The organism is Paraburkholderia sp. 2C, assembly GCF_054589215.1.
Window position 1 is genome coordinate 62731 of record NZ_BAAILL010000031.1, and the last position, 25571, is coordinate 88301.

The 25571-nt window shown below is 64.7% G+C and carries 27 protein-coding genes and 1 other RNA gene; 13 read left to right on the forward strand and 15 right to left on the reverse strand.

The window, feature by feature from the left end; genetic code table 11:
• Positions 1–3: 3 nt before the first annotated feature.
• Both ACYPXD_RS07505 and ACYPXD_RS07510 read left to right on the forward strand, forming a co-directional pair.
• Entirely contained in the window at positions 4–915 is a 912-nt protein-coding gene (locus ACYPXD_RS07505; protein WP_459709246.1) for a cobalamin-binding protein, read from the forward strand.
• Positions 916–1036: 121 nt separating this feature from the next.
• Positions 1037–1243, forward strand: coding sequence for a hypothetical protein (locus tag ACYPXD_RS07510; RefSeq protein ID WP_459709248.1), 207 nt, complete (start codon positions 1037–1039; stop codon positions 1241–1243).
• Here the strand turns inward: ACYPXD_RS07510 and cobC are convergent.
• From cobC to ACYPXD_RS07535, 5 genes are all read right to left on the reverse strand, one after another.
• Positions 1240–1830 carry an alpha-ribazole phosphatase family protein gene (gene cobC, locus ACYPXD_RS07515; protein ID WP_459709251.1) on the reverse strand — a complete coding sequence of 197 codons (591 nt, stop codon included), beginning with the start codon at positions 1828–1830 and terminating at the stop codon, positions 1240–1242. The genes ACYPXD_RS07510 and cobC overlap by 4 nt on opposite strands.
• The gene (locus ACYPXD_RS07520) at positions 1815–2573 is read right to left on the reverse strand and encodes an adenosylcobinamide-GDP ribazoletransferase (RefSeq protein WP_459709253.1); all 759 of its coding nucleotides are present in this window, start codon (positions 2571–2573) and stop codon (positions 1815–1817) included. Before ACYPXD_RS07520 ends, cobC begins: the two co-directional genes overlap by 16 nt.
• A gap of 168 nt (positions 2574–2741) precedes the next feature.
• Positions 2742–3794 (reverse strand): nicotinate-nucleotide--dimethylbenzimidazole phosphoribosyltransferase, encoded by a 1053-nt coding sequence (cobT, locus tag ACYPXD_RS07525; protein ID WP_459709257.1) that lies wholly within the window; start codon positions 3792–3794, stop codon positions 2742–2744.
• Positions 3795–3816: 22 nt separating this feature from the next.
• Entirely contained in the window at positions 3817–4725 is a 909-nt protein-coding gene (locus ACYPXD_RS07530) for an ABC transporter ATP-binding protein (RefSeq protein ID WP_459709555.1), read from the reverse strand.
• Positions 4725–5738 carry a FecCD family ABC transporter permease gene (locus ACYPXD_RS07535; RefSeq protein ID WP_459709259.1) on the reverse strand — a complete coding sequence of 338 codons (1014 nt, stop codon included), beginning with the start codon at positions 5736–5738 and terminating at the stop codon, positions 4725–4727. Before ACYPXD_RS07535 ends, ACYPXD_RS07530 begins: the two co-directional genes overlap by 1 nt.
• Before the next feature lie 673 nt (positions 5739–6411).
• Between ACYPXD_RS07535 and ACYPXD_RS07540 the strand changes: the two genes are divergently transcribed.
• The 5 genes from ACYPXD_RS07540 to ACYPXD_RS07560 all read left to right on the forward strand — a co-directional run bounded on the left by ACYPXD_RS07540 (position 6412) and on the right by ACYPXD_RS07560 (position 8833).
• Positions 6412–6774, forward strand: a complete 363-nt coding sequence (locus ACYPXD_RS07540; RefSeq protein WP_459709261.1) for an ATPase — start codon at positions 6412–6414, stop codon at positions 6772–6774.
• The gene (locus tag ACYPXD_RS07545) at positions 6771–7085 is read left to right on the forward strand and encodes a cell division protein ZapA (protein WP_459709263.1); all 315 of its coding nucleotides are present in this window, start codon (positions 6771–6773) and stop codon (positions 7083–7085) included. Before ACYPXD_RS07540 ends, ACYPXD_RS07545 begins: the two co-directional genes overlap by 4 nt.
• 73 nt (positions 7086–7158) lie before the next feature.
• Positions 7159–7340, forward strand: a non-coding RNA gene (gene ssrS, locus ACYPXD_RS07550) — 6S RNA.
• 131 nt (positions 7341–7471) lie between these two features.
• Entirely contained in the window at positions 7472–7942 is a 471-nt protein-coding gene (locus tag ACYPXD_RS07555; protein ID WP_459709265.1) for an EVE domain-containing protein, read from the forward strand.
• Between the two features lie 156 nt (positions 7943–8098).
• A complete protein-coding gene (locus ACYPXD_RS07560; RefSeq protein WP_459709267.1) occupies positions 8099–8833 on the forward strand; it encodes an SIMPL domain-containing protein in 735 nt (244 codons plus the stop codon).
• A 144-nt stretch (positions 8834–8977) separates the two neighbouring features.
• On the opposite strand, the gene lgt is transcribed toward ACYPXD_RS07560, so the two are convergent.
• Both lgt and ACYPXD_RS07570 read right to left on the reverse strand, forming a co-directional pair.
• The gene (gene lgt, locus ACYPXD_RS07565) at positions 8978–9883 is read right to left on the reverse strand and encodes a prolipoprotein diacylglyceryl transferase (protein WP_459709269.1); all 906 of its coding nucleotides are present in this window, start codon (positions 9881–9883) and stop codon (positions 8978–8980) included.
• A gap of 7 nt (positions 9884–9890) precedes the next feature.
• Entirely contained in the window at positions 9891–10991 is a 1101-nt protein-coding gene (locus ACYPXD_RS07570; RefSeq protein ID WP_459709271.1) for a LysR family transcriptional regulator, read from the reverse strand.
• A 179-nt stretch (positions 10992–11170) separates the two neighbouring features.
• Here ACYPXD_RS07570 and ilvD point away from each other — a divergent pair, with 179 nt between their 5' ends.
• Together ilvD and ACYPXD_RS07580 are read left to right on the forward strand one after the other, a co-directional pair.
• On the forward strand, positions 11171–12844 hold the full coding sequence (gene ilvD, locus ACYPXD_RS07575) for a dihydroxy-acid dehydratase (protein ID WP_459709273.1): 1674 nt from the start codon (positions 11171–11173) through the stop codon (positions 12842–12844).
• 227 nt (positions 12845–13071) lie between these two features.
• A complete protein-coding gene (locus ACYPXD_RS07580; RefSeq protein WP_459709275.1) occupies positions 13072–13410 on the forward strand; it encodes a c-type cytochrome in 339 nt (112 codons plus the stop codon).
• 45 nt (positions 13411–13455) lie between these two features.
• Here the strand turns inward: ACYPXD_RS07580 and ACYPXD_RS07585 are convergent, their stop codons facing one another.
• The 3 genes from ACYPXD_RS07585 to ACYPXD_RS07595 form a co-directional block, all read right to left on the reverse strand.
• A complete protein-coding gene (locus ACYPXD_RS07585) occupies positions 13456–13992 on the reverse strand; it encodes a DUF2486 family protein (RefSeq protein WP_459709277.1) in 537 nt (178 codons plus the stop codon).
• A gap of 172 nt (positions 13993–14164) precedes the next feature.
• Positions 14165–14581, reverse strand: a complete 417-nt coding sequence (locus tag ACYPXD_RS07590) for a DNA polymerase III subunit chi (RefSeq protein WP_459709279.1) — start codon at positions 14579–14581, stop codon at positions 14165–14167.
• Positions 14582–14591: 10 nt separating this feature from the next.
• Positions 14592–16103, reverse strand: a complete 1512-nt coding sequence (locus tag ACYPXD_RS07595; protein ID WP_459709281.1) for a leucyl aminopeptidase — start codon at positions 16101–16103, stop codon at positions 14592–14594.
• A 134-nt stretch (positions 16104–16237) separates the two neighbouring features.
• Here ACYPXD_RS07595 and lptF point away from each other — a divergent pair, with 134 nt between their 5' ends.
• From lptF to ACYPXD_RS07610, 3 genes are all read left to right on the forward strand, one after another.
• Complete coding sequence (gene lptF, locus ACYPXD_RS07600; RefSeq protein ID WP_459709284.1) at positions 16238–17362, forward strand: LPS export ABC transporter permease LptF; 1125 nt, start codon at positions 16238–16240, stop codon at positions 17360–17362.
• Between the two features lie 3 nt (positions 17363–17365).
• Positions 17366–18514 (forward strand): LPS export ABC transporter permease LptG, encoded by a 1149-nt coding sequence (gene lptG, locus ACYPXD_RS07605; protein WP_459709286.1) that lies wholly within the window; start codon positions 17366–17368, stop codon positions 18512–18514.
• Positions 18515–18576: 62 nt separating this feature from the next.
• Complete coding sequence (locus ACYPXD_RS07610) at positions 18577–18960, forward strand: sirohydrochlorin chelatase (protein WP_459709288.1); 384 nt, start codon at positions 18577–18579, stop codon at positions 18958–18960.
• An 18-nt stretch (positions 18961–18978) separates the two neighbouring features.
• Here ACYPXD_RS07610 and ACYPXD_RS07615 read toward each other — a convergent pair whose 3' ends face one another.
• On the reverse strand, positions 18979–20730 hold the full coding sequence (locus ACYPXD_RS07615; RefSeq protein ID WP_459709290.1) for an NAD(P)-binding domain-containing protein: 1752 nt from the start codon (positions 20728–20730) through the stop codon (positions 18979–18981).
• A gap of 124 nt (positions 20731–20854) precedes the next feature.
• Positions 20855–21832 (reverse strand): AraC family transcriptional regulator, encoded by a 978-nt coding sequence (locus ACYPXD_RS07620; RefSeq protein ID WP_459709292.1) that lies wholly within the window; start codon positions 21830–21832, stop codon positions 20855–20857.
• A gap of 68 nt (positions 21833–21900) precedes the next feature.
• Between ACYPXD_RS07620 and ACYPXD_RS07625 the strand changes: the two genes are divergently transcribed.
• Positions 21901–22206, forward strand: a complete 306-nt coding sequence (locus tag ACYPXD_RS07625) for a carboxymuconolactone decarboxylase family protein (protein WP_459709294.1) — start codon at positions 21901–21903, stop codon at positions 22204–22206.
• Between the two features lie 127 nt (positions 22207–22333).
• Here ACYPXD_RS07625 and cobA read toward each other — a convergent pair whose 3' ends face one another.
• From cobA to cysD, 3 genes are all read right to left on the reverse strand, one after another.
• The gene (gene cobA / locus ACYPXD_RS07630) at positions 22334–23122 is read right to left on the reverse strand and encodes a uroporphyrinogen-III C-methyltransferase (protein ID WP_459709296.1); all 789 of its coding nucleotides are present in this window, start codon (positions 23120–23122) and stop codon (positions 22334–22336) included.
• 139 nt (positions 23123–23261) lie between these two features.
• Positions 23262–24575 carry a sulfate adenylyltransferase subunit 1 gene (locus ACYPXD_RS07635; protein ID WP_459709300.1) on the reverse strand — a complete coding sequence of 438 codons (1314 nt, stop codon included), beginning with the start codon at positions 24573–24575 and terminating at the stop codon, positions 23262–23264.
• Positions 24576–24595: 20 nt separating this feature from the next.
• Complete coding sequence (cysD, locus tag ACYPXD_RS07640) at positions 24596–25558, reverse strand: sulfate adenylyltransferase subunit CysD (RefSeq protein WP_459709303.1); 963 nt, start codon at positions 25556–25558, stop codon at positions 24596–24598.
• Positions 25559–25571 lie beyond the last annotated feature (13 nt).

Consider the following 25571-nt stretch of genomic DNA (forward strand, 5'->3'; position numbering starts at 1 on the left):
GCCATGCACATCGCCGATGTGGCCCGCATCGCGATTGCGGTCGCGCTCGCCTGCACATCGATCGCCCACGCAGCGCCCCTTACCGTCACCGACGACACCGGCGCTGCCGTCACGCTCGATGCTCCCGCGCAACGCGTCATCAGCCTCGCGCCCCACACCACCGAACTGCTTTACGCAGCAGGCGGCGCAGCGAAGATCGTCGGCGCGGTCAGCTATAGCGACTATCCACCCGAAGCGAAGCAGTTGCCGCGCGTCGGCGACAACAAGGCCCTCGATCTCGAGCGCATCGTTGCATTGTGGCCGGATCTGATCGTGGTGTGGCGGCATGGCAATGCGCAGCGGCAGATCGAACAGCTGCGCGATCTGCATGTGCCGCTCTTTTTCAGCGAGCCCCGCCATCTCGACGATATCGCGACCACACTGACGAAGCTCGGCGCGCTGCTCGGCACATCGTCCGTTGCGAACAAAGCCGCCAGCGATTATCGACAAAACATCGCGCGATTGCGTACGCGCTATGCGGACAAACCGCCTGTCGGCGTGTTTTACGAAGTATGGGATCGCCCGTTGATGACCCTGAACGGCACGCATCTGATCAGCGACGTGATCGCGCTATGCGGCGGACGCAATGTGTTCGCGCAGCTTGAACCGCTGGTGCCGACCGTATCGACCGAAGCGGTGCTGGCCGCCAACCCCGAAGCGATCGTGACGGCGGCGCCCGGCGCGAGCGCGCCGGACACGTCGCTACCGCAGCTCGACGCCTGGCGGAAGTGGCCCGCGATCACAGCCGTTGCACGCAACAATCTGTTTGCGATCGACGGCGATCTGATCAATCGGGCCACACCACGTCTTGCGCAAGGCGCCGCGCAATTGTGCGAAGACCTCGAGCTTGCGCGTTCGCGCCGGTTCAGGGATTGATCAACGCGGACCAACGTGAACCGACACCCACGGCCATATTGACGTGAACGGATGAGACGGGCCGACCATTTGCGCCGAAAAACGCCGCGACGAGACGCGGCACGATGCGCCGGCCGGCAGAATGCCGAACTTCACCGTCGTGCCCCGGTGCGAAGCTGACCGTTGCGGTTTCCTTTCCGTCCCGGTCCCGGACACTATCGATGCGGTGCCGCCTGATTTTTCCCGCGTCACGACCGTCGTGCCCGAATCCATCCAGAAAGTCTCGCGCTCGGGAAAATATCCTGGCGCGGGCCTCACGAACGCGCTGCGCGACAGCATTCGCCATTAAGCATTCCAGCGCACGATCGCCCACTTCATCGTCATATCGTTACGCCTCAACCAGACGACGGCGGCAAGATCGAGCGCCCATTGCAGACACACGTCGACCGTCAGCCCCAACGTCAGCGCCGCGATCACGCGCATCACGCCCGCATGCGTGACCACATAGGCGGGGCTCAGCTCGCGCGTCTGCTCGAACACGCCGAACCACGCGCGCACGCGCGTCACAAATTGCGCGACGCTCTCGCCGCCATGCACGCGCGCGCCTTCGAAATCGGCGGCCCACGCGTCGATCAGCGCGCGGTCGATATCGTCCCAGCGCTGCAATTCCCACGTGCCGAAGTCCATCTCCTTCAGGCTGTCGTCGCTGCTTGCCGTGCAGCCGAAGTTGCTCGCAAGCGCCCCCGCAACCGTCGCGCAGCGCGTCAGCGGACTCGTCAGCACGACGCGCGGCGCAGGCACCTGCAAGGTTGCGAGGCGCACCGCCAGCGTTTCGGCCGATGTCTCGGGGCCGGCCGCGAGCGGCACGTCGCTGTTGCCGTAACAGATACCCGCATCGACATTGACAGCCGGGTGACGAATCAGGACCACATCCATGCAACCCCCGTCAGATAAATAGCCAGTTCGAAGACCTGCTGCGCGAAGCCGAGGCAATCGCCGGTATAACCGCCGATGCGCCGCACGAAATAGCGGCCGAGCGCGATGCGCAGAACAAACAGCACCGCTGCAATCAAGCAACCTCCACGCCAGTCGGGCCAGAAAAGCCATGGCACGCCGAATACCAGTGCACAGGCGAACGCGCCATGCGTCATCCGTTGCGCGACCGGTTTTGCCTTGCCTTCGGCGCGCACGTAATCGAGCGTGACGAGATAGCTGATCGCGCACGCGCGGCTTGCCGCGTGCGCGGCGATCATCAGCCACGCCGCGCGCAACGGCGGCAACACCGCAAGCGCCTGCCATTTGAGCGCGAGTGAAATGACCAGCGCGATGGCGCCGAAAGCGCCGATCCGCGAGTCTTGCATGATGCGTAATACATCTTCGCGCGAATAGGCACCACCGAACGCATCGATGCAATCCGCAAGACCGTCCTCGTGAAACGCGCCGGTGACGAACAGCGTCGCGGCCATCGACAGCAGCACGGCAATGCCCGGCGGAAAAAAACGCAATGCCGCGAGATAAACGAGCGCACCGAGCGCCCCGACGATCACGCCGACGAGCGGAAAGTAACGCGCCGCGCCATTCAGATAGTGGGGCTCGTAGCCGACCCAGCGCGGCACCGGCACGCGCGTGAAGTAACCGAGCGCGGTGAAGAAATAGCGCAGTTCAGCGAGCGGATTCATCGACGTGCACCTTCGTACGATTCAGTGCGCGTGCGGTGCGAGCGGTGTTGCGTGCGCTTGTGCGTGCGTTTATGCGTGCGCCTGTTAGTGCGCCTGTGCGTACATTCGTGCGTCCGTTCGTGCGGACGCTCACACGCACGCTCGTGCGAGCGTCCAACATATGACGGATCACACATCGCGATTCGCCACACCCGCCGATTCGAAACTCGCCATCTCGTTGATAAACGCGACGGCCGCGCGCAGCAGCGGCACGGCGAGCGCCGCGCCGGTCCCTTCGCCGAGGCGCAGATCGAGGGCAAGCAAGGGCTTCGCCCCCAGATGGTCGAGCATGCGCCGATGCCCGGTTTCATTCGACGCATGCGCGAACACGCAGTAGTCGCGCACGGCCGGCGCCAGTCCAAGCGCAACGAGCAAGGCGGCGCTTGCGATAAAGCCGTCGACGAGAACCGTCATGCGCGCCTGCGCCGCCGCGATATACGCGCCGACCATCATCGCGATTTCGAAGCCACCGAAGGTCGCGAGCACGTCGAGCGGTTCGGTCGCGTTCGTATGACGTTCGAGCGCCGCCGCGAGCACGTCGCGTTTTTTCGCGAGGCCCGCATCGTCGAGGCCGGTGCCGCGTCCGACGCACGCATCGACCGGCAGCGCGCACAGCCGGCTCATCACGCACGCGGCCGCCGAGGTATTGGCAATCCCCATTTCACCAAAGCCGATCACGTTCGTGCCGAGCGATGCGTGATGCCGCACGCGCGCCGCGCCCGCCTGCATCGCGCTGAGCGCTTCTTCGCGCGTCATGGCCGGCTCGTGCGCGAAGTTGCGCGTGCCGCGTGCGACCGGAATATCGACGAGCTGCGCCGCGGACGGAAGCGGCGTCGCGACGCCCGCGTTCACCACTTCGAGCGTCATGCCCGCGACGCCGCTCAACGCATTGATCGCCGCGCCGCCCGCAAGAAAGTTCAGCACCATCTGCGCGGTGACGGCCTGCGGATACGGACTCACGCCCTCGGCCGCAATGCCGTGATCGGCAGCGAACACGATCATCACCGGACGTTCGATATGGGGCCGCGCCGTGCGCTGGATCAGGCCCATCTGCAGCGCGAGCGCTTCGAGCTGGCCGAGGCTGCCGGGCGGCTTCGTCTTCGTGTCGATGATGTGCTGCAGTTCGGCACGCATCGTTTGATCGAGCGCTTCGACGGCCGGCAGGGAGTACGCAAGTGTCATGGATGGAATCGGGTAAGGATCGTCAATAGGAAGTGGGGGGGTGGCCGTCGCGCGAAGAGCGCGGGTCGCCGCGGACTCCAGTGTAGGGCCGCAACGCGGGGACCAGCGCTTCGTGATCGCCATCGCGAATCAGCGTGAGCGGATAGCCGAACGCGCGCGTCGCGAGTTCCGGCGTCAGCACGTCGCGCGCGGGGCCCGCGTCGATTCCGCCGCGGCCGTCGAGCAGCAACGCATGGGTTGCGAAGCGCCGCGCGAGATTGAGGTCGTGACATGAAAACAGAATCGTGCCGGCCGACGCGCCGGGGTCGTGACCTGTCCCACTGCCCTTCGCGTCGCGCTTCGCTTGCGTCCATTGCGCGAGCGCTTCGAGGCAGTCGATCTGATGATGCAGATCGAAATGCGCGAGCGGCTCGTCGAGCAACAGCAGCGGCGCATCCTGGCACAGCACGGCGGCAAGCGCGACACGCTGGCGCTCGCCGCCCGAAAGCGACAGCACGTCGCGGCGCGCGAAGTCGGCAAGACCCAGCAGCGCGAGCGCCGCCTGCGCGGCCGCGCGATCGGCGGCGCGCTCCCAGCCCCAGCCCGTCAGATGCGGAAACCGGTTCAGCAGCACGACGTCGAGCACGCTTGCGCTAAACGCATCGTGCACGCTTTGCGGCATCAGCGCGCGACGTTGCGCGAGATGCGCGGGCGACCAGTCGGCCACCCGCGCGCCATCCATTTCCACGTGACCGGCAGCCGGGCGCATGAGGCCCGCGAGCGTCGCGATCAAGGTCGTCTTGCCCGCGCCGTTCGGTCCGGCGATGCACCAGATCTCGCCCGGATAGAACGTATGCGTGAAGTCTTCGACGAGCGTGCGCAGGCCCGCGCGCAAGGTCAGGTTTTGCGCGCCGAGCGTGGCGGCGGACGTCGTGTTCGAATGCGTATCCATCATCGCCGCCTGTGCAGCAGCATCCACAGGAACACCGGCACGCCCGCGAGCGCCGTAATCACGCCGACCGGCAATTGCGCGGGCGCGATCGCCGTGCGCGCGACGAGGTCGGCGCCCATCACGGCCGCGCCACCGCCGAGCGCGGCCGCGGGCAGCAGCATCCGCTGGTCGTTGCCGAACGCGAGCCGCAGCATATGCGGCACGACCAGTCCGACGAAGCCGATCGTGCCGCCGGTCGTCACGGCCGCGGCGGTCGCCAGCGATGCAACGAGGTACACGCGCAGGCGCAGCCGCACGACCGGCACCCCGAGCGCGCGCGCGGGCGCATCGCCGCGCAGCAGCACGTTCAGTTGCGGCGCGACGGGCACGATCGCGGCCATCGCCAGCATCACGGCCGCGAGCGCAGCCCACGGCAGCGTGCCGCCGTTCAGATCGCCGGTCAGCCAGAACAGCATGCCGCGCAAGCGGCTTTCGGGCGCGACGGTCAACAGCAGCGTGATGACCGCGCCCCAGCCGGCGGCAATCACGGCGCCTGTCAGCAGCAAGCGCGGCGAGGTGTCCTGCGGTTCGCCGCGCCACAGTTCGCCGCGCGCAAGTCCCAGCACGAAGAGGATCGATGCGAAGGCGCCCGCGCACGCGCTCGCATCGACCACCCACCACGCGCAGCCGGCCATCATCGCGAACAGCGCGAAGGTCGCGGCGCCGCCCGACACGCCGAGCACATACGGCTCGGCGAGCGGATTGCGCAGCAGCACCTGCAGCAGCGCGCCCGCGAGCGCGAGCAAGGCGCCGCATGCGAAGCCGGCCAGCGCGCGCGGCAGCCGCAGCGCGCGGACGATCTCGCCTGCCAGGTCGGCCGGCGCGTCATGTGCCGGGATGGGCGTCGGCACGAGCGCAGCGAGCACGCGCGCGGGCGAGATCGATACGCTGCCGAGCGCAAGCGACGCGACGAAGACAACGAGCGCGAGCGCCGCGAGCATGGCCCAGATCGCGGCGGCGCGGCGCGCGGTCATTGCGTGCGCAACTTTCCGCGCTGAACGGTTCGTTTGAGCGAAATCAGGCACGGTGGGCCGATGCCCTGGCGAGGGTGCTACGTGAAGGCGAATTCATCGTCGTTGTCGAACGGGTTTGACCGGACGGGTTGAGCTGTTTGCGCTCGCGATCGGATCGGGTTGCGAGACACCTTGCCGCGATTCTCCGGGACGGCTTGCAGTCGCCTTCTAGCCGCCTGGCCCCTGGCGCCGCCCGTAGCCGAGATAGTAACGGTTTGCGCCGCGGCAGCCGGAATACCGGGACGACGTGCATGTGCGATGGACATTCGCGATGTGCATGCGAGCGCGCTTGCGAAGCGCATGCGAGCGCGCTTGCGAAGCGCATGCGATAGGTCGGCAGGACGAATGGATCGGCGCGCATCGTCTTGCGGTCCGTAACCTGCTTTGTGTTCGTCGAAGCGCACCGCTACCCGCGCGGCACTCGGCGCCCCCCAATCCTCAGTCCCATAGAACATTGCCTCACGCGAAAAACGCGTATACGTTGAGTGTTTTGCGCATCGCGTGCTCCGCATCGACGACGCGCCATGCGAGCAAAACCCGCAGAAAGCGCTGCTGTTACGTCTCGAAACGAGACAAATGCCCGAACGTCGTGCATTCCGCGCTAAAATGCGGGGTCTCTAGAGGACGCAGCCCCATGCTCACCGAACTCGAAACCCTGTCAAAGAACATCGGCCGCCTGATCCAGATCAGCCAGCGGCATCAGGAAGCACGCGTCTCACTCGAAGCGCAGCTCGCCGACGCTCGCGCCGAATGCGATGCCACACGCGCCGAACTCGAACAGCTTCGCGAAGAGCGCAACGCGTTGCAAGCCGAACGCGATACGCTGTCGGCCAAGATCGACGACGCGCAGGTGCGCCTTAACGCCATCCTCGAAAAACTGCCGCGTGCGCGTGCTCATGCCGAGCCGGATAACCAGCTCGACCTGCTCAACCCCGAGCAACACGACGAGCACGAAACCGCGCACAGCGACGTGACCCGCCACGGAGAAAACGCATGACCACGAAGCAGATCGAAGTGTCGATTCTCGGCCAGGTGTATCGTCTTGCCTGCTCGCCGGAAACCGAGGCCGAACTGCTTGAAGCGGTCGCGCGTGTCGACGCCGAAATGTCGAAGATTCGCGCGAACAGCAACGTGCGCGGCCAGGACCGTATCGCAGTGATGGCAGCGCTCTCGCTGGCATCGGAACTGCTTCAGTTGCAAACGAGTGTTCGCCACGGAGAATCTTTTCCCGCCGAGGAAATCCGGCGTACAATGGCGCAAATGAATGAGCAGCTCGATACAGTCATCGAGCAATACAGCGCTCATTAAAGTGTCCACTGCAGTGACCACTTCGGTGCTCATAGCAGTGATCGCCAAGCATCTTTAAGCTTCACCGGTTTAAGCTTCCCTGCCTGGTTCGCCAAGGTCATATATTCCTTGAACCAATGCCATGTGCACGGTTGCGGAAATTTGTAGCACGGGCGTGCGCGTCACTCTGTCTGATGTACCCGAAGTGCTGCTAACTGCGACCAATTCTGAACCTCCGGTTCAGGATGCCGGCCTAGCGGCTAAGGCGGGGACCTATATCGAACGGCATCGGACAATCGTCCGGTGCCGTTTTTCTTTGGTGGCTCGCTTATTGAACTGCCTCATTGAACTGCCCCATCGAACGCCTCCTGCCGTTGGACGCTCATTGAACTGTTAGATCTAGATCTATGCGCTACTGGCTGATGAAGTCCGAACCGGACGAAGCAAGCATCGACGATCTCGCGAACGCGGCAAAGCGCACGTTGCCGTGGACCGGCGTGCGCAACTATCAGGCGCGCAACTTCATGCGCGACATCATGCAGATCGGCGACGGCGTGCTGTTCTATCACTCGAGCTGCCCCGAGCCCGGTATCGCGGGCCTCGCGGAAGTCTCGTCGACGCCCTACCCCGACCCCACTCAATTCGATCCGAAGAGCCCGTACTACGACGCGAAGTCGTCGCAGGAAACGCCGCGCTGGATGCTCGTCGATGTCGTGTTCAAGAAGAAGCTCGAACTGATTCCGCTGGCCGCGCTACGCGAACACGAAGCACTCGCCGATATGCGCGTGCTTGCCAGGGGCAATCGCTTGTCCATTACGCCCGTGAGCGACGCCGAGTGGAAGTTCATTACGAAGCGGCTCGCGAAACCCGCGGCATGACGGGTGTGTTCGGGAACCAGATCGGCAAGGTTACCGCCTAACGGGATCGCAAGGGTCCTGCAAGCTCGTATGCGCATGCATTCGATCGCATCGCCGCATCGGCAGACGCCGGCGCATTCCCGCTTGTGCCCTCGCCTAACCAAGGAGTCGAAACCCATGACCACAAAAACCAGGCTCGCATGGGCCATTACCGGACGCTGTGCGGTCCCTCTGTTCATCGCGCTTCAAGCCGGCGCGGCGCATGCGCAAACCATCGTGCCTTATCAGCCGTCGGGCGTGCTGTCGCTCAATGCGCAGGCGAGCGCCGAAGTGCCGCAGGACGTCGTCGATATCACGCTGTTCTACGAGCAGGAAGCAAGCGACCCGTCGACATTGACGGCCACCCTGAACCAGCGCGCGGACGCCGCGTTGCAAAAGGCCAAAGGCGTGTCGGGCGTCACCGCGCGCACGGGCTCGTTCTCGATCTTCCCGTCCACCGATCGCGACGGCCGCATCTCCGCATGGCGCGGACGCACGGAGGTCGTACTCGAATCGCACGATTTCACGGCCGCCTCGAAGCTCGCCGGACAGATGGCCCCGGCGATGCAGGTCGGCAATGTGCAGTTTTCGTTGTCACCCGAAGCGCAGCGCGCCGCCGAGCAGAAGCTGACCGGCGAGGCGATCGCGTCGTTCCGCAAGCAGGCTGCGTCGTCCGCGCAGGCGTTCGGCTATGTCGGCTATGCGATTCGCGAAGTCAACGTCGGATATGGCGGTCCGATCCCGCCGCGGCCCGTGATGATGATGAGCGCGCGCGCAATGTCCGCCGATGCGAAGATGGCGCCGCCAGTGCCGCTCGAAGGCGGCACGTCGACGGTGACGGTCAATGTGTCGGGGTCGGTCCAGATGAAGTGATAGGCGTGCCGTCACGACGCCCGGCGACGCTTGCCTGACGGATAAGCGTACAAACGCATCAATGCGCGCGCGTCACGAAGCGTCCCGCAGCAGCGCAAACGCCACGGCATGCCGTGGCGTTTGTTCATTGATGTTGCAGCAAGCTCAACTCGCATTCATCGGCTGCTGTGCCTGCCGGCCAGCACGCCGATACGACCACACGAGCATCGCGATGCCGGCGATGATCATCGGCAGCGACAGCCACTGCCCCATCGACAACCCGAGCGCAAGCAGACCGAGGAAGTCGTCCGGCTCGCGCGCGAACTCGACGATAAAGCGCGCGAGTCCGTAGCCGATCAGGAACACAGCCGACACTGCCCCCACCGGCCGCGCCTTGCGCGAAAACAGAATCACCACGAAAAACAGCACGACGCCTTCGAGCGCGATTTCATAGAGCTCGGACGGATGGCGCGGCAGCAGATGATATTGCGCGAACACCTCGGTAAGATGCCATTGCGCGGCCTGCTGCGGATGCGTGGCGAGCCACGCGGCGTCGTCGGGCGCGGCGCCCGGAAACAGCATCGCCCAGGGCGCCTTCGGATCGGTCACGCGCCCCCACAGTTCGCCGTTGATAAAGTTGCCGAGGCGCCCCGCCGCGAGTCCGGTCGGCACGAGCGGCGCGACGAAGTCCGTTACCTGCAGCCAGGTGCGGTTGCGCTGCCAGCCGAAGATCGTCATCGCGATCACGACGCCGAGAAAGCCGCCGTGGAACGACATGCCGCCTTCCCATACCTTGAAGATATCGAGCGGATGCGCAAAGTAGAAGCTCGCCTTGTAGAACAGCACATAGCCGAGCCGGCCGCCGAGAATCGTGCCGAGCACGCCGTAGAACAGCATGTCGTCGATGTCTTTCGCGGTCCAGCCTTGTGCCGCGACATGCGGCAAGCGCAGCCGCAAGCGGCCGATCACGATCGCCGCGATAAACGCGACGAGATACATGAGGCCGTACCAGCGCACGGCGAGCGGACCGAGATGAATGGCGACGGGATCGAAATTCGGGTGAATGAGCATCGTGTGATTATCGGAGTTCGGTTCTGACAGATTCGGATTGCGGGCCGAAGTTTCGGAGATGCCGGGCATGCGCGCGCGCAATCTCGATGAAGCCGGCAAGCACCGGGCTGACCGCCTGGGTGCGCCATACGAGCCCCGTTTCGATGGCGGGCACCGCTTCGGTCAACGGCCGGTAGACGACACCGGTGCGCCGCAGATTACGCAACGATTGCGGCACCAGTGCGACGCCCATGCCCGCCGATACGAGGCTGACGATGGTCTGCATCTGGATCGCCTCCTGGCCGATACGCGGCGTGAGGCCGGCGACGCCGTAGCAATCCATAATGATGTCATAAAAGCTCGGCGCCAAACGCCGCGGGAAGATGACAAGCGGCGCATCGGCGGCGTCGCGCAGACTGATCGCGGTATCGCGCCATTCGGGTACGGCTGCGCTCGCGTATTCGCCTGCTTCGGGCGCAGCGGCTTCGCTGCCCGATTCATGGGCCGCCTCACCGCCAGCCTCACCGCCCGCTTCACCGCCCGACCCACAGCCCGCTTCACCGCCCGCTTCGATGCGCGCCGCCTGCTGCGCGGACATCGCGATCACGAGCGGCTCGCGCGCGATCGACAGCCACGACAACTGCGTCGCGTAGCGCGGCGGCAGCGGGCCGATCACGAGGCCCGCATCGATATGGCCCGCGACGAGTTCCTCGAACTGCACGTCGCTCGTCGCTTCGGCCAGTTGCAGCCGCACGCGCGGATGACGCACGCCGAAGTCGCGCAGCAACGGCGGCAGCAAACCGTAATCGGCCGTCGATACGAACGACAGCGACAGGCCGCCCGACTCCCCGCGCGCAAGACTTTGCGCGAGCGGCCGCAGCGCCTCGGCGCTCGCCAGCAGCCGCCGCACCTCGGGCAGCAGGTCGGCGCCGACCGGCGTCAGTTCGACCGAACGCTTCGTGCGCGCGAACAGTTCGACGCCGAGCGTTTCCTCGAGCGCGCGGATCGCCTGCGACAGCGGCGGCTGCGTCATCGACAGGCGCGCCGCCGCGTGGCCGAAGTGCTTCTCTTCGGCGACGGCGACGAAGTAGCGCAGCTGACGCAGATCCGGAACGACAGGGACGGACATGGATACCCCTTTTTAATACATTTCACGACCTAATAGACCATCAATAATATATTGGACATTCTTTCGCGGAAACTGCATTCTTGCGCCACGCGCCCGGCCTACACTGCATTGACGCCCGATTCACCTGTTCACGCGCACCCGCCGGCGCACCGCACACAACAAACCGGATGGAGCTCCCCATGTCGTACAACCGTCGTTCGAAGAACATCACGCAAGGCGTCGCCCGCTCGCCGAACCGTTCGATGTATTACGCCATCGGCTACAAGAAGGATGACTTCGACAAGCCGATGATCGGCGTCGCCAATGGCCATTCGACGATCACGCCGTGCAACGCCGGCCTGCAGCGCCTCGCGGACGCGGCCGTCGCGGCGGTCAAGGGCGCCGACGCGAACCCGCAGATTTTCGGCACGCCGACCATTTCGGACGGCATGTCGATGGGCACCGAAGGCATGAAGTACTCGCTCGTCTCGCGCGAAGTGATCGCGGACTGTATCGAGACCTGCGTGCAAGGCCAGTGGATGGACGGCGTCGTCGTGGTCGGCGGCTGCGACAAGAACATGCCGGGCGGCATGATCGGCCTCGCGCGCTCGAACGTGCCCGGCATCTACGTATACGGCGGCACGATCAAGCCGGGCAACTGGAAGGGCCAGGCGCTCACGATCGTCTCGTCGTTCGAGGCGGTCGGCGAATTCACCGCGGGCCGCATGTCCGAGGAAGATTTCGAAGGCATCGAACAGAACTCGTGCCCGACCACCGGCTCGTGCGGCGGCATGTACACGGCAAACACAATGAGCTCGTCGTTCGAGGCGCTCGGCATGTCGCTGATGTACTCGTCGACGATGGCGAACCCGGACCAGGAAAAAGTCGACTCGGCCGCCGAATCGGCGCGCGTGCTCGTCGAAGCAGTGAAGAAGGACCTCAAGCCGCGCGACATCATCACGAAGAAGTCGATCGAGAACGCGGTCTCGCTGATCATGGCAACCGGCGGTTCGACCAACGCGGTGCTGCACTATCTTGCGATCGCGCACGCGGCCGAAGTGGAATGGACCATCGAAGACTTCGAGCGTATCCGTCAGCGCGTGCCAGTGATCTGCGACCTGAAGCCGTCGGGCAAGTATGTCGCGACCGATCTGCATCAGGCCGGCGGCATTCCCCAGGTGCTGAAGATCCTGCTCGACGCAGGCCTGCTACACGGCGACTGCATCACCATTACCGGCCGCACGCTCGCCGAAGAACTGAAGGACGTGCCGTCGAAGCCGCGTGCCGACCAGCAGGTGATCTTCCCGATCGACAAGGCGCTCTACAAGCAAGGTCACCTGGCGATCCTGAAGGGCAATCTCGCCGAGCACGGCGCAGTCGCAAAGATCACGGGCCTGAAGAACCCGGTCATCACGGGCCCGGCGCGCGTGTTCGACGACGAGCAAAGCGCGATGGAAGCGATTCTCGCCGACAGGATCAAGGCCGGCGACGTGCTGGTGCTGCGCTACCTTGGCCCGCAAGGCGGCCCGGGCATGCCTGAAATGCTCGCGCCCACGTCCGCGATCATCGGCAAGGGTCTTGGCGAAACGGTCGGGCTCATCACCGACGGCCGCTTCTCCGGCGGCACGTGGGGCATGGTGGTCGGTCACGTCGCGCCGGAAGCGTTCGTCGGCGGCACGATCGCGCTCGTGCAGGAAGGCGACTCGATCACGATCGACGCACACAAGCTGCTGCTGCAGCTGAATATCGACGACGCCGAACTGCAGCGCCGCCGCGCCGCATGGAAGCAGCCGAAGCCGCGTTACACGCGCGGCGTGCTCGCGAAGTACGCGGCGCTCGCGCTGCCGGCGAACAAGGGCGGCGTGACGGGGTAACGAGCTAACAGCTAACAGCGGACCAACAGCGTGCCACTGGCGCATTCACGGCCAGCCCAGCACGCAGTCCGCAATATCCGCCTGCACACTAAGGGGCACACTAAGGGGCACACCGGAGAGATTCCGGGTGCCCCTTTGCTCTTATAATGCGCCCACCCGGTACGAGCAAAACGATACACACATGTGCGCGCGCACCACGCCGCGCACCGTCACCGGCGGAGACCAGCATGAAATCGAAGTCGTATGCGGCAATGGGGTTGGCAGGCGCACTGGCTTTCGTTCTGATGGGACCGGCCGCCGCGCGCGCGGAAGCGCCGGCGGGCCTCGTGCTCGCGCAACAGGAAAACTGCCTGAGTTGCCATGCGGTCAAGCGGCACGTTCTCGGGCCTTCGTTCGACGATATCGCCGAACGCTATTCGACGCGCAGCGATGCGCGCCAGTACCTGGCCCGCAAGATTCTGGAAGGCAGCGCCGGCGTCTGGGGCGCCGTGCCGATGCCGGCCAATACGCAGGTCACGCCCGACGAAGCGGCGCAGCTGGCGAGCTGGATTCTGACGCTCAAGTAATTCGAATGCGCGTCGGGCGAGCAGCGCAGGCGCGTGAGCGGGCGCTCAGGCTGAGCCTTCGCCGCGCTGCTTCAACTCTTCGCGAATCGCGTCGCGAATCCAGACCGACACTTCCGTTTCCAGCAGCATCGCCACTTCGCGCGTGACCTGGCCCACGAGCCACGTGTTGTGCTCCTGGATCGCATCGCGGCAGCGCGCTTCGATCAGCGTGCGCCCTTCTCCGGTCAGGAAGCTTGCGAAGCGGCCGCGCAGCCGTTCGGCGAGCAGGTTCGCGTCGTAGTCGGGCATCGCAGGCGCGGCCGGCGCAGGCGCGGTTGACTGCGCAGTTGTCTGATCCAACGCTGCGGATTGCGCGTGAGTCTGCTGTTGAGCCTGCGCCTGAGAGGCAGCGGCAGCCGGCTGCGACGCGGCATGCGGCGGCGTAGCGCGCTCCGCGGCCGGGGGCCGGGCAAACGCCGGCTCGTCCGGCAAGATGTCGACGAGCTCCGGCACATCGCGACCCTGCGCAGGGTCGCCGTGCACGATCACGTCGCTCAGGACGGGAATGGCGTCGGCAGAAGACGACTCGTTCGATTGGGACATAGGTGCACTCCGTCAATAAGTCGGACGAACCGATGAGCCAGAACCAGGCCCGGCGGGATGAAGACCACAACGGCCTGTTATTCAGGACTAGGGATCGGCATGCAAGTTCCGCCCGTCTCGCGAGGACGCAACTTGCGGACCCGCCGGCTGCCGGCGGCTGACTGACTGCCGGTTAGCTGCCCTGCTTGTAGTTGTTCAGCGCATAACCGCGATCGCGGTAGAACCGGTAGCGTTCGCGCCCTGCGGCGAGTTCGTCGGGCGCATTGCCGACCACTTCGAGCAGCCGCTCAAAGCGGGCGAACTGCGCGGGAACCGCCGCGCCGAGGTTCAGCAGGATCTGGTGATGCGGCACGTCGTCGAGATTCGCGGCCAGCACGACCGGCGTATCGGCGGCGAGCGCCGCGCCTGCCATGCAGTGCGGCACGAAATCGAGCGGCGAGAAGGTCCACAACTGCTCGTCGAACGCGCGCAGGCGCGGCGGCTCGGCCAGCACGACGAGCGGCTGGCCGGCCTGATACGCCTTGCGCGCAAGGCGGCACGCGTACAGCAGCGAGTCGCCGACGTTCGAATGGAAATCGATGCGCGTCATGCCTGCGACGTTATTGTGCAGCGCGATCGATCAGGAATTGCGACAGCAGCGGCACCGGACGGCCTGTCGCGCCCTTCGCCGCGCCGCTCTTCCACGCGGTGCCGGCGATATCGAGGTGCGCCCACGGATACGCTTCGGTGAAGCGCGCGAGGAAGCACGCCGCCGTGACGCTGCCGGCCGGACGCCCGCCGATGTTCGCGACATCGGCGAAGTTCGACTTCAGCAGATCCTGGTACTCGTCGTCGAGCGGCATGCGCCATGCGGGGTCCGCCGCTTCCTTCGCCGCATCGAGCAGTTCGCCGGCAAGCGCGTCGTCCCTCGCGAAGAGGCCCGAGTTGTGATGGCCGAGCGCGATGATGCACGCGCCCGTCAGCGTCGCGATATCGATCACCGCGGCCGGCTTGAAGCGCTCGGCGTAGGTCAGCGCGTCGGCGAGAATCAGGCGCCCTTCGGCGTCCGTATTCAGAATCTCGATCGTGGTGCCCGACATGCTCGTGACGACGTCGCCCGGCTTGGTCGCCGTGCCCGACGGCATGTTTTCGCAGGTCGGGATAATGCCGACCACGTTGAGCTTCAGGCCCATTTCGGCGACCGCGCGCAGCGTGCCGAGCACCGAGCCCGCACCGCACATGTCGTACTTCATTTCGTCCATCGCGTCGCCCGGCTTCAGCGAGATGCCGCCGGTATCGAACGTGATGCCCTTGCCGACGAGCACGATGGGCGCCGCCTTCGCCGCGCCGCCGTGATACTGCAGCACGATGAACTGCGGCGGCTCGACCGAACCTTTCGCGACCGACAGCAGCGAGCCCATCTTCAGCGCTTCCATCTGCTTCTGGCCGAGCACGTCGACTTTCAGTTTCCAGTCCTTCGCAAGCTTCTTCGCGGTGTTCGCGAGATAGGTCGGTGTGCAGACGTTGCCCGGCAGATTGCCGAGGTCACGCGTCAGGTCCATGCCGTTCGCGAGCGCCGCGCCTTGCCTGGCAGCGAGCTTCGCGAGTTTCTCGTCGGCCGGATCGACGGTGAACACGATGCGCTTCAACGCGCGCGCCGTGGTATCGGGTTTGCTCTTCATCTGCGTGAAGCGGTAGGTCAGTTCGCGCAGTGCGAGGATGGCCGCGCGCACGGCCCAGTCCGACGTGCGCTCCTTGATCGGCGCCTGGGCGAGCGTGAACGTGACCTGCACGATCTTCGTGCCGAGAATCGCGCGCCATGCGGCGCGCACCGCGTCGCCATAGGCCTTCTGCGTGAACGCATCCTGTTTGCCGAGGCCGACGAGCAGCACGCGCGATGCGCCAATGCCGGAGACTTCATGCAGGAACAGCGTGCTGCCGTTCTTGCCGTCCATATCGCCCGCCTTGATGATGCGGGTGAGCAGCCCCTTGGTGGCCGTGTCGATTTCGAGCGCCGCACCGGACAAGGTTTGCGACTCGAACACGCCAATCACGATGCAATCTGATTTTCCCGTCAGGAACCCCTGGGTCGAGCCTTTGCTCCAATCACAGGCTTTTATGCTAAAGTCCATCGCGCTTGTCCTCGGATAAAATCTGGGCTTAGGATGAAAGCCGCAATTATCCGCTATTTTTCCTGTGGCCGTCGCTTTGGAGGCAGGTACTACGCCTACGGTGCCCCGGCAAGCGCGCCCTCCCATCTTCAACCATGATCTTTGAACGCTCCCTCCAGCGCGAACTTGCTTATACGGCTGGCGCCGTGTTCATGGTTCTGCTCACGCTCGTGCTGACGACGATGATGATCCGCATCGTCGGCTTCGCGGCGTCCGGCGAAATCGATCCGCGCGACGTGCTCGTGCTGATCGGCCTGACCGTGATCGGTTACCTCGCAATCATGCTGGTCGCAACGCTGTTCGTGTCGATCCTGTTCGTGCTGACGCGCTGGTACCGCGATTCGGAAATGGTCGTGTGGCTATCGTCGGGCGTGAGTCTCACGCAGTTCATCAAGCCGGTCGGCGTGTTCGCCACGCCGATCATCATCCTGATCGCGTTCTTCGTGTTCGTCGGCTGGCCATGGTCGAACCAGCAGAACAAGCTGATCCGCGCGCGCTTCCAGCAGCGCGACGAAGTCTCGCTGCTGGCGCCCGGGCAGTTCCGCGAATCGACGGTGAGCCACCGCGTGTTCTTCATCGAGAAGATGTCGCCGGACCAGTCGCACGTCGAGAACGTCTTCGTGACGAGCACCGAGAACGGCAAGGTCAATGTGGTCGTGTCGAAGTTCGGCCATACCGAAACGCAAAAGAACGGTGACCGTTTCGTCGTGCTCGAAAACGGCCGGCGCTACGACGGCGAGCCGGGTCACCCGGATTTCCGCATCATGGAATTCGAGCGCTACGGCATCAAGATCCAGAGCCAGCCCGTGATCACCACGCCGACCGCAACCGGCACGCCGACACTCGAACTGCTGCGCAACCCGACGCGCGACAATCTCGCCGAATTCGCGTGGCGCGCGGGACTGCCGCTGATTGCCATCAACCTGATGCTGCTCGCGATTCCACTTGCGTACCAGAACCCGCGCCGCAGCCGCACGATCAACCTCGTGATGGCCGTGCTGATCTATCTGACCTATTCGAACGTGCTGAACGTCGTGCAGTCGTGGATCCAGCAGGGAAAGATGTCGTTCCCGGTCGGGCTGGCCGGATTGCACATCGTGGTCGCGGCCATTGTCGTGTTTATTTTCTGGCTGCGTGTGCGCAACCGGCCGCTGTTTTCACGCGCGAAATTCGGTCGGCGCTCCGACGTCGCGCGCTCGTCGCAGTCGCAAGGAGCCTGACCGATGCGGATCTATGAGCGGTATTTCGCGCGTCAGGTTTATCTGTCGTTCGTTTTTATTCTGTTCGCGTTTTCAGGGCTGTTTTTCTTTTTCGACCTGATCAACGAACTCAATTCGGTTGGACGCGGCAACTACAACTTCAGTTATGCGGTGCTGCGCGTGGCGCTGCAAACGCCGTCGCGCTTCTACGAAATCATTCCGGTCGCGGCGCTGATCAGCGCGATCTATGTGTTCGCGCAAATGGCCGCGAACTCGGAATACACCATTTTCCGCGTGTCCGGGCTCGCGACGAATCAGGCGCTGCGCTCGCTGCTGAAAATCGGCATCCCGCTCGTGCTGCTCACCTATCTGATCGGCGAAGTCATCGGACCTTATACGGACCAGTTGTCCGAGCGTGTGCGACTCGAGGCGCTGGGCTCGTCGGTGTCGAGCAATTTTCAATCGGGCGTCTGGGTCAAGGACACGCTGACCGCGCGCGCCGACGGCGAGCAGGTCACGCGTTTCGTGAACGTCGGCGAACTGAGGCCCGACGCGACGATCAGCAATGTGCGCATCTACGAATTCGACTCGAAGTTCCGGCTCTCGAATGTGCGGATTGCGAAGTCGGGCGTCTATCAGCCGCCGGGCCACTGGAAGCTGACCGACGTCACCGACACCGAGCTGATCGACGTGGTGCCGCCGGGCGTTACGCCGACCGACGCGCTCAATCCCGTCTATCGCGCGAAGCAGATCACGCTGCCCGAGTACTCGCTGCGCTCGGAGCTGACGCCGAATATTCTGTCGGTGCTGCTGGTGTCGCCCGACCGGATGTCGATGTTCAATCTGTTCCGCTACATCCAGCATTTGACGGAAAACCATCAGGACACGCAGCGCTATGAAATCGCGCTGTGGCGCAAGCTGCTGTATCCGTTCGCGGTGTTCGTCATGCTGGTGCTGTCGCTGCCGTTCGCGTATCTGCATACGCGCGCGGGCGTGGTCGGCGTGAAGGTATTCGGCGGGATCATGCTCGGCATGAGCTTCCAGCTGTTCAATACGCTGTTCTCGCACATCGGCAATCTGAACACGTGGCCCGCGCCGTTGACGGCGGCGACACCGGGGCTCGTTTATCTGGTGCTGGGGCTGGTTGGGTTGAAGTGGGTTGACCGGCACTAGCGTATGCGCGGACGGCGCGGTGGGTCGCGGTCGGTGCTGTCGGCCCGTACGGGAGAAATGGAATGGCAACTGCCGAGACAGCCAATACCGGCATCGTTCTCTTCGCCCATGGCGCGCGCGATGCGCGCTGGGCGGAACCGTTCGAGCGGCTCGCCGACAAGTTGCGCAGCTTGCGCGGCAATGCGCCTGTTGCGCTGGCCTTTCTTGAGTTGATGCAACCCGATTTACCGACCGCCGTCGCGCAGCAGGTGGCGGGCGGCTGTACCGCCGTGACGGTCGTGCCCGTGTTCTTCGGCCAAGGCGGCCATATTCGCCAGGACCTGCCCGTTATTGTCGAGCAGTGCCGGGCGGCGCATCCGGACATCGAGATTCGCTGCGCGACGCCCGTCGGCGAGGACGACGCGGTCATCGAAGCGATCGCGCAATATTGCTTGCGCCAGGTCTAGTGGTCCAGGCGGGCGACATCAAACGACCCGCACCGGCAGACCTTCATACCGCGCCTTCAACTGCAACGCCAGATACCGCGAATACACACGTCCCATCTGGAAATTGCCTGCATGAATCCACAGCCCCGGCTGCCGCGTCGGTTTCCACAGGTTGCGCAGTTCGCCCTCCCATGGGCCTTCGTCTCCTTCGAGCCCTGAACCATACCCGAACACGGGCCCTACCCGCTCCGCAACTTCGGGCGAGACGAGTTTCGCCATGCGCTCGTTCATCGGCCGGTAACCGGTCGCATAAACGATAGCGTCCGCATCGAGTCGCGAGCCGTCGCTCAGCACGATGCCATCGCGCTCGATGCGCGTCGCTTCGACGCCGGACTTCACCTTGATACTGCCGTTCGCGATCAGTTCCGACGCACCGGTATCGATGTAAAAACCGCCGCCTCGGCGCAAGGCCTTCCCGACAAGGCCCGTGCCGTCCGGACCGGCATCGACCTTGAACCCCGCCGCGGCAAGCCGTGCATAGAACGCGCTGTCTTCCTGCGCGAACTTCTCCATCATCGGACCGAACACCGCCGGCAACATCCGCATCGGCAATGCCGCCCGCTGCAGATCGGCGCGCTCCACGTCAATGCCGCGCGCGAGCGCCTCCTCCGAATAGAGCGGACGCAACATCTCGAGCAAGCGTTGCTGGCGAAGCACGTGCGTCGACGAGCGCTGGATCATCGTCACCTCCGCGCCATGACGGAACAGGTCTTCGCAGATATCGTGAGCCGAGTTGTTCGAACCGAACACGACCACCTTGCGGCCGCGAAATCCGGCGCCGCCGGAATGCGCGCTCGAATGACATTGTTCGCCGGCAAACGTGTCGGCACCGGCAATCGACGGAATGGACGGATCGCCGTTCAGGCCCGTCGCAAGCACGAGATGGGCGGGCCGCAGCGTCGTTTCGCGTCCGTTGCGCACGACGCGCACCTGCCACTGGCCGCTCGATGCATCGTATTGCGCGCCCGCGCATTCGGCGTTGTGCCAGATGTCGAGTTCCATGATCCGCGCGTAGGACTCGAGCCAGTCGCCGACCCTGTCCTTGGGCGGAAAAATCGGCCAATGGTCCGGATAGTTCAAGTAAGGCAGCGCGTTCCACCACACCGGATCGTGCAGATGCAGCGACGCGTAGCGCGACCGCCAGCTGTCGCCGGTACGCGCATGGCGATCGATAATCAGCGTCGGTACGCGAAGCAGCCTGAGCCTTGCCGCGAGTCCCAGGCCGCAATGGCCGCCGCCGACGATCAGCACATACGGCTCTCGCGCCTCGCCCGCTCCGGCGACGGCCTGCGGCGCCCGCTCGCCGTCCTCGCCCTGTGGTTCAAGGCCCGACACGCGCCGCTGACGCGTCGGCTCCTCGAAGCCCTTCAACTCGCGCAGCGCGGTCAGCAGCGTCAGGCAGCGGCCTTGCGCATCGAGCCGCAGATAGCCGTCGCAACGGCCGAGCGCCGTCTCGAACGATATGAAGCCGTCGGTCGCATCGGGCCGCACCGGTTCCGCAACGGTCCACGCGGACGGTCGAATCGATGCGAGGGTCGCATCGAACATCACGCGAATCGCGTCGCGCCCTTCCATCGTGCGGATGTCCCACGTGAACGCGACCAGATCGCGCCAGAAGCAGGTGTCGCCGAACAGCGCGACGACATCGTCCGTCCGGTTAGCGGCGAGCGCCCGCGAAAATGCGTCGAGCCACGCAGCGAGCGGTGCGCGCCCGGAAAGTTGCTGGGTCATTCGATCGAATCTCCGTCTATGTCAGTTCAGCCAGCCTGCCGCGACGACGCCGCCGCCCGGCACGCGCTGGAGAGAACGCGCGATGCCAAGCGTGTATTCCGCACGTTCTGGAAGCACGAACAGGCTATTTGACGAACCGGTTGGCCGATCGCGACTGAAGCCTGAATCGCGTCGGATCGACGTGGTACATGTGCTGAAACGCGACTGAAAAATTGCTGCGACTCGACAGTCCGACCGCTCGCGCGATTTCGGGAACCGGTAAGGTGGTGGTCGCTAGCAATTCCGCCGCCTTGCGCAAGCGCACGATTTTCAGCATGGCCATTGGCGACTGATCGAATGCTTTCGCAAACTGCGCGGCAAACGCCGATCGGCTCATGCTGGCGACCTCCGCAAGACGCTCGACCGACAGCGGGCTCGCATAGCGTTCGAACATCGTCTGCAGCGCCGCCGCGAGTCGCGCGTCGGCAAGCCCGGCAGCCCACGGAAACTGCACGCCGCCATGGCCGATATGGCGCCTGAGCGCCATCACCAGACATTGCTTGAGCAGCGCTTCGACGAGCACACGCGAACCGGGCCCGGGACGCGCCGATTCCGCAAGCAGCATCACGAACTGATCGCGCAGCCCCGCGCCTGCGTCGAAGCGGGTCACCAGAGGACGGCTCAACGCCCTGAACGGATCGGCCGCAAAGCGGCCATCGACGTTCAGTTCGCCGCAAGCGGTCACGACACCCTGCGCGCCGTCGCCCACCTTGACCGTCGGCGCCGTCTCGCGCGCGAGGCCGCCGCCGACGCGCGCGCGGCTCACCCGGCGCGTGGCCGTCCGGCTTCGCGCATCGATCCGGTAAGCAAGACCCGCCGGCAACAGCACGAAACTGTGCGCATCGAGCGCCAACGATTCCGCATCGTCCATGACCAGCGTGGCATTGCCCGCGAGGCAGTAATGCAGGCTCGCTGTGCTGCACGCATCGAAGCTCACGCCCCAGCCTTTGCGCACATCGCACAGCGAGAAGTTCGCGACGCCAAGATCGAGCGCGGCGAGCAGATGGTCGAGCGCATGCTCGCCCGATGAAGACAATTCGATCACTGGACGATTTGGAACCATAACGAGACCACTTCGAACCCGACCATCACTACCATGATGTGCATCAACCCTTTTTCGAGGAGACTGTGATGTTCGACATGAAGAATCTTACCCGACTCAAGAAGCTGGACGAAAAAGCACCGGACGTGATGAAAACGTTCTGGGCATTCGACAAGGCCGCGTTCGCGCCGGGCGCGTTAAGCGAGCAGACGAAGCAGATTATCGCAGTGGCCGTCGCGCTCACGACACAGTGCCCTTATTGCATCGAACTGCATACGACCGCGGCGCGCAAGGCCGGTGCAACCGACGAGCAGTTGGCGGAAGCGGCAATGGTTGCCGCGGCGATGCGCGCGGGCGCCGCCGTCACGCATTCGACGCATCTGTTCAAGGACTGACCGCGCCGCGCGCAAAGCATGCGCGTGAAGAAGGCAATAAAAAAAGGCGCGAATTGCTCGCGCCTTTCTGCATGTGGGGTTCACCGCCGACACACTGACGCCCCGGCCGGCCCGAAGCGAACACGACTTACGCCACTCTGCGAACTCCGTTCTGCTCGCCGTCTGCATCCGCCTCAGCGGTTGCCTCATCGACCGTGGCCGCCGCGCGCTGCCGCTCGGCAAACGCATCGCCGATCATCAGCAGGCTCGGCTGCGCCGCATCGAGCCATTGCTGCGCGTCGCCGGCCGCGAGGCCTTCGAGCGTCAACGTCAGCGTCCGCTCGCGCGGCGTGCTGCAGGCTTCGACGATCGCCACCGGCGTTGCCGGCGCGCGTCCCGCGTCGATCAGCTGTTGCGCGATTTCAGGCGCGCTGTCGCGGCCCATGTAGAACACGAGCGAATCCGCATTCACCTGCTCGCGAATTGCTTCGGTGTCGGCCGCGCGGCTGTGCGTCGCCAGCGCCACGCTACGCGATACGCCGCGCAGCGTCAGCGAACGCTGCAGCGCGGCCGCGCTCGCGAGCGCCGCGGTGATGCCCGGCACCACCTCGTATTCGATGCCGGCCGCTTCGAGCGCGCGCATTTCCTCGTCGGCGCGGCCGAACAGCATCGGATCGCCGCCCTTTAGCCGCACCACGACGTCATGCTCGCGCGCCGCATCGACAATCTGCTTGTTGATAAAGTGCTGCGCGGTCGAGCGCTTGCCGCAGCGCTTGCCGACCGCGATCTTGCGCGCACGCGGCGCATGCTCGAGCATTTCCGGCTCGATCAGCGCATCGTGCAGCACGACATCGGCGATGCCCAGCAGCCGTGCGCCGCGCACCGTAATCAGGTCCGCCGCGCCAGGCCCTGCACCGATCAGATACACCTTACCCATTTGCTCCCGCTCCGTTCGTCCCATTTGCCCTGAAATGCGGCCTGAAATGCGCCGTGAAATCCGCTCGCTACACATGCACCACCGATCATGCACTGCCGATGCACCGCTCGCGCTATTTCACGTTTGAAGGCGCGAGCCCTCAAGCAGAAAACGCACGAATCATGCCCGCGGCGACCGTATGATGCGTCGCCTCATCGATCAGCACGAATGCGCCCGTGGCCGGATTCGTATCATACCCGTCGGCGACCAGCGGCTTTTGCAACGTCAGCGACACGCGGCCGATGTCGTTCATCGTCAGGTTCTGCCGGTCGGTCGCATGCGACAGCGTATGCACGTCGAGCACCTGACTGATCGCGCCGATGCGCGCAAATACCGTGTTGGTGGTCTGCTTGAGCAGATACTTGCGCTGCGTCGACAGCGGCGCGTCGTCGAACCAGCACAGGTCTGCCTCGAGCTTCTTCGCCGGCTGCGGCTGGTCGCCCGCGAGCACGAACGTATCGCCGCGCGAGACGTCGACATCCTGCTCGAGGCGAATCGTCACGGTCTGGCCCGCGAACGCGCGGTCGACTTGCGCCGTGCCGCCGGGCACCGGCGCGATGATCTCCGCAACCGTCGCCTCACGATTGGCCGGCAGCACGACGATCGCATCGCCGACCTTCACTTCGCCCGACTCGACGCGGCCCATATAGCCGCGGAAGTCGTCGGCCTGGCTGCCGTCCTGGCGCGCCACCCACTGCACCGGAAAACGCAGCGCCGCGTGATCGGCGGTTTCGACCGGCAAGGCTTCGAGCAGGTCGAGCAGCGGTTCGCCCGCATACCACGGCATGCGCTCGCTCGCGCTTACGATGTTGTCGCCCTTCAGCGCCGATACCGGCACGAAGCGCACATTCGCCAACCCGAGCTGGCGCGCCAGTTCGACATACGCGTCGCGAATCTCGTTGAAGCGCGTTTCGCTGAACTCGACGAGGTCCATCTTGTTGATCGCGACGATCACGTGCTGCAAGCCGAGCAGCTTGACGATCGCGCTATGGCGCTTGGTTTGCGGCAGCAGTTGCGTCGCGCCGTTCTCGAACGTGACGCGCGTCGCATCGACCAGAATGATCGCCGCATGCGCGGTCGATGCGCCGGTCACCATATTGCGCGTGTACTGCTCGTGCCCCGGCGTATCGGCGATGATGAACTTGCGCTTGGCGGTGGCGAAATAGCGGTAGGCGACGTCGATCGTGATGCCCTGCTCGCGTTCGGCTTCGAGGCCGTCGGTCAGCAGCGAAAGATCGATCTCGTCGCCAACCGTGCGCTTGTTCTTCGCGCGCGACAGCGCCGACAGCTGGTCGGACAGCACCGCCTTGCTGTCGTACAGCAGGCGGCCGATCAGCGTGCTCTTGCCGTCGTCGACACTGCCCGCCGTGATGAAACGCAGCACGCCGAGGTCTTGCGGTTGATGAATGCTCATGACTGTCTACCTCGTGTGCCTCAGAAATAACCTTGTTTCTTGCGCTGTTCCATTGCCGCTTCGGACGTCTGATCGTCCATCCGCGTGGCGCCGCGTTCCGTGATCTCGGTCACCGCCGTTTCCGCGATGATCTTGTCGACCGTGTCCGCGTCGCTTGCGACAGGGCACGTGCAGCTGATGTCGCCGACCGTACGGAAACGCACGAGCGCCTGTTCGCTCGTCTCGCCCTCGCGCATCGGCGTGAGCGGCGTGACCGGCACGAGCAGGCCGTTGCGGCGCACGATTTCGCGGGTATGCGCGTAGTAGATGGACGGCAGTTCGAGCTGCTCGCGCGCGATGTATTGCCACACATCGAGCTCGGTCCAGTTCGAGATCGGGAACACGCGCAGGTGCTCGCCCGCGTGCAGACGCGCGTTATACAGGCTCCACAGTTCGGGGCGCTGCGCCTTCGGATCCCATTGGCCGAACTCGTCGCGGAACGAGAAGATCCGCTCTTTCGCACGGGCCTTCTCTTCGTCGCGGCGCGCGCCGCCGATCATCGCGGTATAGCCGTACTGCTCGATCGTTTCGAGCAGCGTGACCGCCTGCACGGCGTTGCGCGAATCGGTCTCGCGACGCAAACGCACCGTACCGCGCCGGATCGAATCTTCGACATGGCCGACCACGAGTTCCGCGCCGATTTCCTTCGCGCGGCGATCGCGAAAGTCGATCACTTCCTCGTAGTTGTGGCCGGTATCGATATGCACGAGCGGGAACGGCAGCTTCGTCTGACGGTTCGGGCCGAGGCCGAATGCCTTCAGCGCGAGATGCAGCACCACCACCGAGTCCTTGCCGCCGGAAAACAGCAGCGCGGGCTTGCTGCATTCTGCGACGAGCTCGCGCAGGATATGGATCGACTCGGCCTCGAGCCAGTCGAGATGGTCCATCCGGTTACCCGTGTTCGTAAGCGGTGCGGTCACAGTGGATTCGAGCGTCGTGCTCATGGTTCGGGTCCTT